This window comes from Micromonospora sp. ABR4_055 (assembly GCF_056160425.1).
Map to the genome: position 1 here is coordinate 20,574 of NZ_JBSWXD010000067.1, position 12,414 is coordinate 32,987.

Annotated in this window: 10 protein-coding genes; all 10 read right to left on the reverse strand. The window is 73.0% G+C overall.

Annotated features, from left to right (window positions below; genetic code table 11):
* Positions 1–12: 12 nt before the first annotated feature.
* The gene (locus ACXAHD_RS16905; protein ID WP_281554344.1) at positions 13–372 is read right to left on the reverse strand and encodes a TIGR04076 family protein; all 360 of its coding nucleotides are present in this window, start codon (positions 370–372) and stop codon (positions 13–15) included.
* Complete coding sequence (locus tag ACXAHD_RS16910) at positions 369–1,370, reverse strand: NADPH:quinone oxidoreductase family protein (RefSeq protein WP_475051589.1); 1,002 nt, start codon at positions 1,368–1,370, stop codon at positions 369–371. Before ACXAHD_RS16910 ends, ACXAHD_RS16905 begins: the two co-directional genes overlap by 4 nt.
* Positions 1,367–1,810 carry a YybH family protein gene (locus tag ACXAHD_RS16915; RefSeq protein ID WP_475051592.1) on the reverse strand — a complete coding sequence of 148 codons (444 nt, stop codon included), beginning with the start codon at positions 1,808–1,810 and terminating at the stop codon, positions 1,367–1,369. Before ACXAHD_RS16915 ends, ACXAHD_RS16910 begins: the two co-directional genes overlap by 4 nt.
* 17 nt (positions 1,811–1,827) lie before the next feature.
* Positions 1,828–3,096: an amidohydrolase family protein gene (locus ACXAHD_RS16920; protein WP_475051594.1), complete on the reverse strand. Its 1,269-nt coding sequence runs from the start codon at positions 3,094–3,096 to the stop codon at positions 1,828–1,830.
* A gap of 12 nt (positions 3,097–3,108) precedes the next feature.
* Positions 3,109–4,854, reverse strand: coding sequence for a hydantoinase B/oxoprolinase family protein (locus tag ACXAHD_RS16925; RefSeq protein WP_289212627.1), 1,746 nt, complete (start codon positions 4,852–4,854; stop codon positions 3,109–3,111).
* The gene (locus ACXAHD_RS16930; RefSeq protein ID WP_289212626.1) at positions 4,847–6,541 is read right to left on the reverse strand and encodes a hydantoinase B/oxoprolinase family protein; all 1,695 of its coding nucleotides are present in this window, start codon (positions 6,539–6,541) and stop codon (positions 4,847–4,849) included. Before ACXAHD_RS16930 ends, ACXAHD_RS16925 begins: the two co-directional genes overlap by 8 nt.
* Complete coding sequence (locus ACXAHD_RS16935; RefSeq protein ID WP_289212625.1) at positions 6,538–8,607, reverse strand: hydantoinase/oxoprolinase family protein; 2,070 nt, start codon at positions 8,605–8,607, stop codon at positions 6,538–6,540. The genes ACXAHD_RS16930 and ACXAHD_RS16935 overlap by 4 nt, the downstream gene beginning before the upstream one ends.
* A gap of 9 nt (positions 8,608–8,616) precedes the next feature.
* A complete protein-coding gene (locus tag ACXAHD_RS16940) occupies positions 8,617–10,797 on the reverse strand; it encodes an ABC transporter ATP-binding protein (RefSeq protein WP_475051599.1) in 2,181 nt (726 codons plus the stop codon).
* A 5-nt stretch (positions 10,798–10,802) separates the two neighbouring features.
* A complete protein-coding gene (locus ACXAHD_RS16945) occupies positions 10,803–11,699 on the reverse strand; it encodes an ABC transporter permease (protein WP_281554336.1) in 897 nt (298 codons plus the stop codon).
* Positions 11,699–12,414 (reverse strand): ABC transporter permease (locus ACXAHD_RS16950; protein WP_475051601.1); only part of this gene is annotated, 716 nt, incomplete at its 5' end. The genes ACXAHD_RS16945 and ACXAHD_RS16950, both read right to left, overlap by 1 nt.

The window sequence follows — 12,414 nt, forward strand, 5'->3', positions numbered from 1 at the left end:
ACCTCCGATGATTCAGGTCAGGTCGGCCGAGTTCATTCGCCGCTTGCAGGTCCGTTCGACCCGCATGACCAGGCCCTCCTCCGGGTCCGGGCAGGCGAACAGGGTGTCGCGTTCCAGCCAGTCCCCCGGCGGCATGTCGCGCTGCTTGGCGGCCAGGAACGGCAGCACCGACGCGAGCGCGTACACGCAGAAGTGTTTCCCTTCCGGGATCTTCAGGTGGGCGCTGTCGGTCAGGTCGAAGTGGTCGCCGACGGCCATCCCGCAGACCGACCGGCCGGTGATCCGGTCCACGCTGACCCGCAGGTCGTAGACCTCCATGTCACCGCCGGCGGTGATGTCGCCGCCGTCGGTGCCGGCAGTCTGATCACTCATGGTTGCTCCCTCGGGTCGATCCGGACGATGATCTTTCCGGTGGTGCGCCGGTCGGCCAGGTCGGCGAGCGCGGCCGGGGTGCCGGCCAGGTCGACGACCCGGTTCACCGGGGGCCGGACCGTGCCGGCCGCGATCAGTTCGAAGATCCGCTGGTACGCCTGGGCGACCGCGTCCGGCCGGGTCCACGGGTACGTCGAGCCCCAGGAGAGCCCGATCAGAGTGTGGTTGCCGGCGATCAGCCGCATCGGGTCCACCGGTGGCGGGTTGCCGCCGGCCGCGCCGACCGCGACGAGCCGGCCCTCGAACGCCAGGCAGTCCAGTGACCGGGTGAACACGTCCCCGCCGACCGGGTCGACGATCACGTCCGCGCCGGCGCCGCCGGTGGCGTCGCGTACCGCCTCGACGAAGTCGCCGGCCAGGTAGTCGACGGCGACGTCGGCGCCGTTGTCGCGGCACAGCGCGGTCTTCGCCGGCCCGCCGGCGGTGCAGATCACCCGGGCACCCCGGGCGGCGGCCAGCTGCGTGGCGGCGATGCCGACGCCGCCGGCCCCAGCGTGCACCAGCACCGTCTCACCGGGCCGGACCGCGGCGCGGTCCAGCGCGAACCAGGCGGTCTGGTAGGTGACCGGGACGGCGGCGGCGACGACCGGGTAGATGCCCGCCGGACGCGGTACGGCGAGCGCCGCGTCGATGGTGACGGTGTCGCCGAGCGCGCCGTGCGGCAGCGCCGGGCAGGCCACCACGTCGGTGTCGGCGAGCGCTTCGGCGCCGGTGCCGGCGGCCACGACCCGGCCGGCCAGTTCGACGCCGGGGGTGAACGGCGGCGCCGGGCGGACCGGGTACTCGCCCCGGCAGAGCATCACGTCGAGGAAGTTCAGCCCGACCGTGGCGACGGCGATCCGTACCTGACCGGGGCCGGGTGGTGGGTCGTCGGGCAGGTCGGCGACGGTGAGCACCTGGTCGGGTTCGCCGTACCCGGTGGCGATCAGCCGTCTCATGCCGGGCCGCCGGCCGGTTCGAGGGCGGGTTCGCGGGCCGGTCCCGCCGGGTGGCGGACCAGTTCGGAGTGGTGGTGCACGATCCGCCAGCCGTCGCCGGTGTGGCGCAGGACGTCGGTGACCCGGCTGTGTTCGGCCGGGCCGCCGCCGGCCGGCACCGCGACCAGCACGTAGCGGGCCACCGCGGCGTCGCCCCACACGTCGATCCGCAGCTCCTCGGGGGCCAGCCGGTCCAGCACCGGCCGGGCCCCGGCTGCGTCGCGTCGCTCCCGGTAGGCGTCCAGCTGGTCGCGGGTGCGCAGCGGGCCGGGCAGGTGGGTCTCCCAGGTGGTCACGTCGGCGTGCAGGTGCCGGTCGAAGCGGACCCGGTCGCCGGCGAGGAACGCGTCGTACATGTCGCCGATCGCCGCCGCGATCTCGGCGGTCTCCTGCTCGGACATTCTGCTCCTCACGTCGTTCACCAGGCGGTCCAGCCGGCGCGGTCGTCGCGGACCACCCGGCCGCCGGACATCACCCAGCGCACCCCCCGGAACGCCGACGTGTCGGCGGTCGGGTCGGCGTCCATCGCCACCAGGTCGGCGTACTTGCCGGTCTCGACGGTGCCGAGGTCGGCCTCGGCGCCGAGCCAGCGGACCGGGCCGAGGGTGCCCGCGTACAGGGCGCGAGCCGGGCCGATGCCGCTCTCCGACAGGTACTCCAGCTCCCGCACCGAGGCGTTGGTGCCCTCGAATTGCCAGAACGGCGGCATGTCGCTGCCGAGCAGCACCTCCACCCCGGCGGCCAGGGCCATCGCGTAGCTCTCCAGGTGCCGGGGTCCGGCACCGAGCGAACGGCACTGCATCCACTGCGGTACGCCGAGTTCGTCGAAGAACTCCTTGCACCGGGTGACCAGCAGGGTCGGCACCAGCGCGGTTCCCCGCTGCGCCATCCGCGCCGCCACCTCCTCGGTGAGCTGGTAGCCGTGTTCGACGCAGTCCAGCCCCAGCTCGACGGCCTCGCCGATGACCGGTGCCGGGCCGGCGTGCGCGGTGACCTTGCGCCCCCAGGCGTGCGCGGTGTCGATGACGGCGGCCATCTCGTCGGGGAACAGCTGCCGGGTGTGGATCGACTCGTGTTCGCCGGCGATCCCGCCGGAGATCATCACCTTGATCAGGTCGGCACCGGCCCTGATCTGGCTGCGCACTCCACGCCGGAACCCGTCGGCCCCGTCGCATTCCAGGGTGTCGGTGCTCTCGTGGCCGTGTCCGCCGGTGCAGACCAAGGCGCGGCCGGCGGTGAAGATCCGTGGCCCGGTGACCCGGCCGGCGGTGATCGCCCGGCGCAGCGCGAAGTCGGCGTGGTCCTTCTCTGCCACGCAGCGGACCGTGGTCACCCCGCAGAGCAGGGTGCGCCGGGCCCCGTCGGCCATGTAGAGGGCCAGCTCGTGCGGGGTCAGGTCCTTGACGCTCTGCCCGCCGGCACCGGGCAGGGACAGCGACAGGTGGGTGTGCATGTTGGTCAGCCCGGGTGTCAGATACGCGCCGCCGAGGTCGATCTCGGTGACGTCGGCCTCGGCGCGGGCGGTGGCGGTCACCTCGGCGGCCCGTCCGACGGCGGCGATCCGGTCGCCGCGCACCCAGACGGCGGCGTCGGTGACCGGACCGACGCCGTCGAGGACGCGGGCGTCCACGACGGTGCAGTTGGTCAGGACGGTGTCGACCGGTCCGGGGTGGGTGGCGGCGCTCATGTCGGCGTCCGGTCAGCGGGGTTGGTCATCGCGGGCCTTTCTGCGGGGTGCGGGTGCGGGGACGCCGTAGACGTCGCGGGCGGCCGCCGGTGACACGTAGCCTTCGGCGACGTCGGCGCGAACCGCCTCGGGGTCGCGGTCGCGCGGGTCGCCGTGCCCGCCGCCACCGGCGGTGAGCAGGGTGACCCGGTCACCGGGGGCGACCGGCGTGCGTTTCGTGCTGACCCGTCGTTCCCGGTCGCTGCCGGGGTGGACGACCACCTGGATCGGGTCCGGCTGCCCACCACCGTCCAGCGCCCACGGCGCCGACCTGGTCTTCTTCACCACGGACAGGAACTCGCCGGCGGTGGTGAACCGGATGTCGCGGCGCAGCCCGGGTCCGCCCCGGTGCCGGCCGGCGCCGCCGGAGTCGGTGCGGATCTCCAGCCGTTCGAAGAACATCCCGGTCCGGGCTTCGAGCACCTCGACCGGGGTGTTGCGGGCCTGGGTCTGGCACAGGTGGTTGGCCGGGCCGATGCCGTCGTGGTCGGGCGAGGCACCCCAGCCGACCGGGTCGTTGTTGCTGACCGCGTACAGCTGCCCGGTGTCCGGGTGGGTGCCGACCATCATGAACCCGGGCACGTCGCCACCGGACGACGCGGCCAGCCGGTCCGGCATGCCCTGGGCCAGCGCCCGGTAGATCAGCTCCATCGCCACCGTGCCGGTCCACTGGGTGAACGTGGCGGCCGGGTAGACGGCGTGGAACAGGCTGCCCGGTTCGGCGACCACCCGCAGCGCGGTGAAGTGCCCGGCGTTGGTCTGCTCGGTCGGTGTGGTGAGCGCCTTGAACGCGACCCGGGCGGTGGCGATGGTCGACCCGTACGGCAGGTTCACCGGTCCGGCGACGGCCGGTGACGACCCGGTGAAATCGACGGTGCAGGTGCCGTCGGCGATGGTGACGGTGACCTGCATCTTGATCGGCTCGTCGGTGATGCCGTCGTCGTCGAGCCAGTCCACGGCGGTCCAGGAACCCTGCGGCAACGCGGCGAGCGCGTCGGCGGTGGACGCTTCGGCGGCGGCGATCGCGGTGTCGACGACCGTGGTGACGGTGGCCGGGCCGAACCGTTCGACCAGCTCGATCAGCCGGCGCTCACCGGTGCGCAGCGCCGCGACCTGGGCGTGCAGGTCGCCGATGACCAGTTCGGGCATCCGCGAGTTGAAGCGGATCAGCTCGATGATCTCGGGCACCGGCTCGCCCCGGCGGAACACCTTGGTGCCGGGGAAGATGACGCCTTCCTGATGCATGTCGGTGGAGTCGAGCACGTAGCCCGGGTCCTTGGCACCGAGGTCCATCCAGTGCGCCCGCACGCACAGGAACCCGATCAGCGGGCCGTCCCCGGCCGGCCCGCCACCGCCGGCACCGGCCGGCTCCGGCAGGAAGACCGGGGCGAACAGGGTGGCGTCGTAGGCGTGCGCCGCGTTCCAGTACGGGTAGTTGAGCAGCACGACGTCGCCGGGGTGCAGGTTCTCCCGGCCGACGTACTCGACGCCCTTGCGGATCGAGTAGTCGTTGGCGCCGAGGAACCGACTCAGCCCGGTCGACTCGGCGACCAGCCGCAGCCCGGCGTCGTAGATGGAGATGCCGAAGTCGTACACCTCGTAGATGACCGGGTTGAACGCGGTGCGTACCAGCGCGGAGCGCATCTCCTCGGCGGCGGCCACCAGGTAGCTCCGCACCACCTCGGTCGCCGCACCGTCCACCCTGGAAGTATCAGTCATCGACCTCGACCCCGTACACCTCGCGGGCGGCGGCCGGCGACACGTAGCCTTCGGCGACGTCTTCGCGGACCGCGTCCGGGTCACGGTCGCGCGGGTCGCCGTGCCCGCCGCCACCGGCGGTGAGCAGGGTGACCCGGTCACCGGGCACCACCGGTGTCCGTTTCGTGCTGACCCGCCGTTCCCGGTCGGTGCCCGGGTGCACGATCACCTGGTTCGGGTCGGGCCGCGCGCCACCGTCGAGCGCCCACGGCGCCGACTTCGTCTTCTTGATCACCGACAGGAACTCACCCGGGGTGACGAACCGGATGTCGCGCCGCAGCCCCACGCCGCCCCGGTGCCGGCCGGCGCCGCCGGAGTCGGTGCGCATCTCGAACCGTTCGAAGAACATCCCGGTCCGGGCCTCGAGGACCTCGATCGGGGTCATCCGCCCGGTGCTGCCGGAGACGTGGGTGGCGGCGTTCATCCCGTCGTGCTCCCGGGTGCCGCCCCAGCCGACCGGGTCGTTGTTGCTGACCGCGAAGAGCTGGCCGGTGTCCGGGTGGATACCGACCATCATGAACCCGGGCACGTCCCCGCCGGACGAGGCCGGCAACCGGTCCGGCATGCCCTGGGCGAGTGCCTTGAGGATCAGCTCGACGGCGACGATGCCGGTCCACAGGGTAAACGTCGGCTGCGGGTAGACGGCGTGGAACAGGCTGCCCGGCTCGGCCCTGACCCGCAGCGGCGCGATGGTGCCGGCGTTCGACGGCTGGTCCGGTGAGGTCAACGACTTCAGGATGACCTTGCAGATCGCCTCGGTGGCCCCGTACGGCATGTTGATCGGGCCGGGCACCGCCGGTGACGAGCCGGCGAAGTCGACGGTGAAGGTGCCGTCGGCGATGGTGACGGTGACCTGCATCTTCACCGGTTCCTCGGTGATGCCGTCGTCGTCGACCCAGTCGGTGGCGGTCCACGAGCCCTGCGGCAGGGCGGCCAGGGCGGCCCGGCTGCGGGCCTCGCCGTCGGCGATGATCGCATCGACGGCGGCGGCCACCGTGGGCCGGCCGAACTTCGCCAGGATCTCCAGCAACCGCCGCTCGCCGGTGCGCAGCGCGGCGATCTGCGCGTGCAGGTCGCCGAGCACCTCGGCCGGCATCCGCGAGTTGAAGCGGATCAGCTCGTGGATCTCGTGCACCGGCTCGCCCCGGGACACCACCTTCGTGCCGGGGAAGATCAGCCCTTCCTGGTGTATGTCGGTGGAGTCGAGCACATAACCCGGGTCCTTGGCACCCAGGTCCATCCAGTGCGCCCGCACGCACAGGAACCCGACCAGGTCGCCGTCGGCGTCCGGATCGGCGTCGGCCGGGTCCGGCATGAACACCGGGGCGAACAGGGTGGCGTCCGAGGCATGCGCCGCGTTCCAGTACGGGTAGTTCAGCAGCACGATGTCGCCACGGTGCAGGTTCTCCCGGCCGACGTACTCGACCCCCTTGGCGAGGGAGAAGTCGTTGGCGCCGAGGAAAAACGTCAACCCGGTCGCCTCGGCGATCAGCCGCAGGTCGCCGTCGTACATCGACATGCCGAAGTCGTGCACCTCGTAGATCACCGGGTTGAACGAGGTGCGGATCAACGTGGCCCGCATCTCCTCGGCGGCGGAGATCAGGTAGCTGCGCACCACCTCGGCGGTGGCTCCGTCCAGCGTGCTCACTTCGCCTCCTCCAGGGTCACCAGCAGGTAGCCGTGCGGGTCGACCTCGACGCGCTGCCCGCTGGGCACCACCGTGGTGGAGGTGCCCTCGTCGACCAGGGCCGGCCCGGCGAACCGGTCCCCCGGCGCCAGCTTCGCCCGGTCGTAGACGGCGAACGACGCCACCTCGCGGGTGCCGAAGTCGAAGGCGTCGCGGCGGCCGAGCAGCGCCCGCGTCGGGTCGCCGTCGCCGGCCGGCGGGCGGACCAGCTCCGGGCGGGTGGTCCGGCCGATACCGCGCACCCGCAGGTTGAGGATCTGCAGCCGGTTGCTCATCGCGTGGCCGTACCGGGTGCGATGCAGCTGCTCGAACGCATCCCGGATCGCGTCGCGGTCCAGCTCGGCGCCGACGGTGACGATCAGGGTGTGTTCCTGACCGAGGTAGCGCAGCTCCAACTGGCGTTCCAGCACCGCCGAGCCGGCGTCGACGCCCTGCTCCACCAGGGAGCCGACCGCCTCGGCCTCGACCTCGACGAACATCGCCTCCAGCGCGGCCAGGTCGACGCTGCCCTCCGGCGCGTCGGCGTCCAGGGTGGCCAGCACCGTCCGGGAGAAGTCGTCGACGATGTCGGCCGACAGCATCCCCCAGGCGGAGAAGCCGGACGGGGCGAACGGCACCACCACCTCCCGGATGCCCATCTCGCGGGCCAGCAGCGGGGCCAGCAACGGGCCGGCACCGCCGAAGGCGAGCAGCGAGAAGACCCGGGGGTCGTGGCCGCGTTCCACGGTGATCTGCCGGACCGCGCCGACGGTGCGGGCCAGCAGCACGTCGTAGACGCCGGCCGCAGCGGCGGTCGGGCTCAGCCCGAGCGGGGTGGCGATCTGCTCGTCGAGCGCCGCCTGCGCCGCCTTGGCCTGCAGACCCATCGTGCCGGCGAGGAACCGGTCCGGGTCGACGTAGCCGAGCACCACCGAGGCGTCGGTGACGGTCGGCCGCTGCCCGCCCCGGCCGTAGCAGACCGGCCCCGGGTCGGCGCCGGCGCTCTGCGGGCCCACCTTCAGCAGCCCCCGGTCCAGCCAGGCGATGGAGCCGCCGCCGGCACCGATGGTGCGGATGTCGTACGTCGGGATCAGCAGCGGGAAGTGCTCCAGCTGCGCCTCGTACGCGGCGACCGGGCTGCCCGCCTCGATCACGCAGGCGTCCAGCGACGTCCCGCCGATGTCGAAGGTGAGCAGGTTGTCCCGGCCCAGCGCCCCGGCCAGGTAGGCGGCGCCGACGATGCCGCCGGCCGGGCCGGACAGCACGGTGTGCGTCGGCGACGTCTTGGCCGTCGTCGAGGTCATCGACCCGCCGCCGGACCGCATGATCAGGAACCGGCCGGCGAAGCCCCGGGCGGCCAGCCCGGACTCCAGCTCGTCGACGTAGCGTTCGAAGATCGGCCGGATGTACGCCTCCAGCACGGTGGTGCTGGTCCGCTCGTACTCGCGGTGCTCGCGCACGATGTCCGTCGACACCGAGACGCTGACCTGCGGGTACGCCTCGCGGATGAGTGCGGCGGCGGCGCGTTCGTGGCTCGGGTCGACAAACGAGTGCAGGAAGCAGACCGCGATCGACCCGACGCCGTGCTCCTCGACCAGGGTGCGGGCGGCGGCCCGGACACTGTCCGGGTCGAGTTCGGTCACCACCCGACCCCGGTAGTCGAGCCGGCCGGTCACCCCGGCGGTGTACCGCCGTTTGACCAGGCTCTCCGGCCGTTCGTACTGGAAGTCGTACATGTGGTCGGCGGGCACGTTGCCCCGGCCGAGCAGGAAGACGTCCCGGAAGCCCTCGTTGGTGATGATGCCGGTGGCCCCGCCCCGGCGCTCCAGCACCGCGTTGAGCCCGAGCGTGGTGCCGTGGATGAACAGCTCCACCTCGGACAGGTCGGTGCCGAGCGCGGTCACCGCGTCCAGCACCCCTTCCCAGGGGCGGGCCGGCGTGGTCGACGCCTTGCGGAACCGGACCTGGTTGGTGCGGGTGTCCAGCTCCATCGCGTCGACGAAGGTGCCGCCGATGTCGACGGCGAGCCGGATGTGCGGTGCGGGCATCGTCTCAGGTCACCTTTCGGATTCGGTCAGCAGGTCGGGGATCTCCGGGGCCCGCCAGCAGGCTGCCCGGCTGCGCCCGTACGGCTGCAGTTGCTGTTCCTCGGTACGGCACCGGCCGGTGACGAACGGGCAGCGGGCGGCGAGCGGGCAGCCGGCGGCGGCGTCGGTCTCGTCGAGGTCCTTGAGCAGGTCGACGCGGCCGCCGCCGAACCCGGCGCCGAGGCTCGGCGCGCTGGACAGCAACGCCCGGGTGTACGGGTGCGCCGGGCTGGTGAAGACCTCGTCGACCGGCCCCTCCTCGACGATCCGGCCCAGGTAGAGCACGATCACCCGGTCGGCGAAGCCCCGTACCGTGGCCAGGTCGTGGGAGATGAACACGCTGCCCCGGTCCCGGTCGGCGGCGACGTCGCGGATCACTTCGAGGATCTGCGCCTGCACGGTGACGTCCAGCGCCGACGTCGGCTCGTCGAAGACGATCAGGTCGGGGTCGCCGACCAGGGCGCGGGCGATGCCGACCCGCTGTGCCTGCCCGCCGGAGAGTTCATGCGGGCGGCGGGCGAGGATCGACCGGTCCAGCTCCATCCGGTCCAGTGCGGCACCGACCCGTTCGGCCCGCTGCGGCGCCGGTACGCCGAGGGCGCGCAGCGGTTCGGCGATGGCGTCCGCGACGGTGCGGCGTGGGCTGAGCGCGCCGAACGGATCCTGGAACACCATCTGGGCGCGGGTCCGCAGGGTGCGCAGCGCCCGGCCGCGCAGCTCGGCCATCCGGGCGCCGCCGATCTCGACGGTGCCGGTTGCCGGCTCGACCAGCCCGAGGATCAGCTTGGCCAGGGTCGATTTACCGCAGCCGCTCTCTCCGACGACGCCGAGGGTTTCGCCGGCGGCCACGGTCAGGTCGACGCCGCGCAGCGCGTGGTGCCCGCCGCGGCCGAACCGGCTGCGGTAGACCACGTGCGCGTCGTCGATACGCAGCACGGTCCGCTCGGCTGCGCCGGCCCGCTCGGCGTCGACCCGCGGTGCGGTGCCAGGCGACGCGGTGCCCACCGACGTGTCGACGACGGCCGGGTCGGTGACCAACGGCCCGGTCTGCGGGTGGAAGCAAGCCAGCGTCCAGCCGGCCGTCCCGCCGGCAGCGCGGTCCGACGCGGCCGTGACCGACGTGGCGGCCGGCACGGCGCCGGTCGGCGGACGCTGCGCGGCGCAGCGGTCGGTGGCGTGCGCGCACCGGGAGACGAACGGGCAGTCGTCGGGCGGGGCGGTCAGCAGCGGCATCCCGCCGGCGGTGGCCCGCACCGGGCGGCCGTCCACGTCGGGCACCGAGGCGAGCAACGCCCGGGTGTACGGGTGGGCCGGGGCCCGCAGCACCTGCGCCGCCGGCCCGCTCTCCACGACGGTGCCGGCGTAGAGCACCACCACCCGGTCGCAGACCTCGGCGATCGAGGCCAGGTCGTGCGAGATGAGCAGCACCCCACGCCGGTCGGCGTCGGCGGCCTGGCGGAACTGGCGGAGGATCTCCCGGGCCAGGGTGACGTCCAGGCCGGTGGTGGGTTCGTCGGCGATCAGCAGGCCGGGCGCGCAGCCGGTGGCCAGCGAGATCATCACCCGCTGCGCCATCCCGCCGGACAGTTCGTGCGGGTACGCGTCGAGCCGCCGCTGCGGGCTGCGGATACCGACCGCCGCGAACAGTTCCCTGGCCACCTGACGGGCCTGCTGCCCGGTCATCCCCTGATGGGTGGTGAGCCGGTCGGTCAACTGCCGACCGACGGTACGGGTGGGGCTGAGCGCGCCGCGCGGGTTCTGGAAGCAGATCGCCGCGCCGTGGCCACGGTGGCGGCGCAGCTGCTCTGGGTCGAGCCGCAGTACGTCGACCGGTCCGCCGGTGTTGCCGGCACCGTCACTCGGCCCGCCAGCGGGGTCACCGGTGGCGTCACTGGTGAGGTCACCGGTGACGTCGCCGCCGTGGAAGCGGACCCGGCCGGTGGCCTGCGCGCCGCCGGGCAGCAGGCCGACGATCGAGCGGGCCACCATGGACTTGCCGCCGCCGCTCTCGCCGACCAGGCCGACCACCTCACCCCGGTCGACGTGCAGGCTGACCCCGCTGAGCGCGGCGACCTGCCGACCGGGTCGGCGGATCAGCACCGACAGGTTCTCGATGGCGAGCAGGTCGCGGGTGATCGTCGTCGGGTCCATCGCGGTCACCGCCGTTTCGCTTCCGCGCGTTCCTGCAGCCCTTCGCCGAGCAGGCTGAAGCCGAACACGCTGATCAGCAGGAACAGGCCGGGCGGCACCGAGGTCCACCAGCGGCCGGCGACCACGTCCGGCGAACCGAGACTGATCATCGACCCCCATTCGGCGGTCGGCACCGAGATGCCCAGCCCGAGGAAGGACAGCCCGGCCAGGGTGAGCATCGCCCAGCCGCAGCCGAGCGGGGCGATCACCCGCACCGGGGTGAGACTGTTCGGCAGCACGTGCCGCCACAGCACCCCGAGGTGCGACGCCCCGGAGGTGACCGCGGCGTCGATGAACGGCAGCTCCCGTACCGAGCGGACTTCGGCCCGCACCAGCCGGGCGTAACCGGGCGCGTTGACCAGGGCGATGGTCAGGATCAGGTTGACCGTGCCGCCGCCGAGCAGGGCGGCCACCGCGAGGGCCAGGATGAAGGTGGGGAACGCCTGGAAGATGTCGAGCAGTCGCATCAGCACGTCGTCGATCCAGCCGCCGAAGTAGCCGGCGACCAGGCCGAGGGTGGTGCCGGCGAGCACGGCGAGGGCGACCGCGGCGACCGCGATGCCCAGGTCGAGCCGGCCGGCGTGCAGCAGCCGGCTCCACACGTCCATTCCGTTGATGTCGGTGCCGAGCGGGTGGCTGCCGCCGGGCGGCAGCAGGGTGCCGGCCGGGTCGATCTCCTGCGGGCCCCAGGACGACAGCAGCGGCGCGGCGATCGCGGCCAGCGCCACCACCGCGAGGATCGTCGCGCCGACGGAGATCAGTACGGTGGCGAACCGGCCGCCCCGGGCGGTGCCGGCAGCCACCACCGGGGTGGCGTCGTCGGCGCTGTCCGCCGGTCCGCCGGCCGCGCGCAGGTCAACCATCAGATCTTCACTCTCGGGTCGAGGATCGCGTGCACCACGTCGGCGATCAGGAAGACGAGGACGTAGCAGACGGCGATGAGCAGCACGGAGGCCTGCACGACCGGGAAGTCGCGGTAGAGCAGCCCGCGCAGCGCCCACTGGCCGAAGCCCTGCCAGGAGTAGACGTACTCGATCAGCACGGTCGACCCGACCGCGGTGCCGAAGACCAGGGCGGCCAGCGACGGCAGCCGGACCAGCGCGGAGCGCACCAGGTAGCCGCGGCGCAGCAGCCGGTCGCGCAGCCCGTGCGCGGCGGCGGCGGTGTACGCCTCGGAGTGCAGCACCTCCAGCGCGGAGGCGCGCACGCTGCGCAGCAGCGGGGCGACCACCACGATCGCCAGGGTGGCCACCGGCAGCGCCAGGTGGGCCAGCGCGGAGGTGAACGCCGGTCCGTTGGCGGTCAGCGCGGCGTCGATCAGCTCTGCGCCGGTGATCGGGGTGAGGTTGGTGTCCGGGTCGACCCGGCCGCTGGGGGCCGGGAACCAGCCGAGCATGCTGTAGCCGACCAGGACCAGCACCAGGCCGAGCCAGAACTCCGGCACCGAGTTGCCGATCAGGGCCAGTACCCGGATGCCGTGGTCGGGGGGACGGGGGGGGGGGGGGGGGCGAGGGGGGAGCAAGAGAAAACAAGAGAGGGAGGGCAGAGAAGGAAAAACGAAAACCAAAACAGCATATG

Coding starts and splice junctions, on each gene's coding strand:
- ACXAHD_RS16940 (WP_475051599.1), bottom strand. CDS start 10,797: ATGGACCCGACGACGATCACCCGCGACCTGCTCGCCATCGAGAACCTG.
- ACXAHD_RS16920 (WP_475051594.1), bottom strand. CDS start 3,096: ATGAGCGCCGCCACCCACCCCGGACCGGTCGACACCGTCCTGACCAAC.
- ACXAHD_RS16925 (WP_289212627.1), bottom strand. CDS start 4,854: ATGACTGATACTTCCAGGGTGGACGGTGCGGCGACCGAGGTGGTGCGG.
- ACXAHD_RS16910 (WP_475051589.1), bottom strand. CDS start 1,370: ATGAGACGGCTGATCGCCACCGGGTACGGCGAACCCGACCAGGTGCTC.
- ACXAHD_RS16935 (WP_289212625.1), bottom strand. CDS start 8,607: ATGCCCGCACCGCACATCCGGCTCGCCGTCGACATCGGCGGCACCTTC.
- ACXAHD_RS16945 (WP_281554336.1), bottom strand. CDS start 11,699: ATGGTTGACCTGCGCGCGGCCGGCGGACCGGCGGACAGCGCCGACGAC.
- ACXAHD_RS16905 (WP_281554344.1), bottom strand. CDS start 372: ATGAGTGATCAGACTGCCGGCACCGACGGCGGCGACATCACCGCCGGC.
- ACXAHD_RS16915 (WP_475051592.1), bottom strand. CDS start 1,810: ATGTCCGAGCAGGAGACCGCCGAGATCGCGGCGGCGATCGGCGACATG.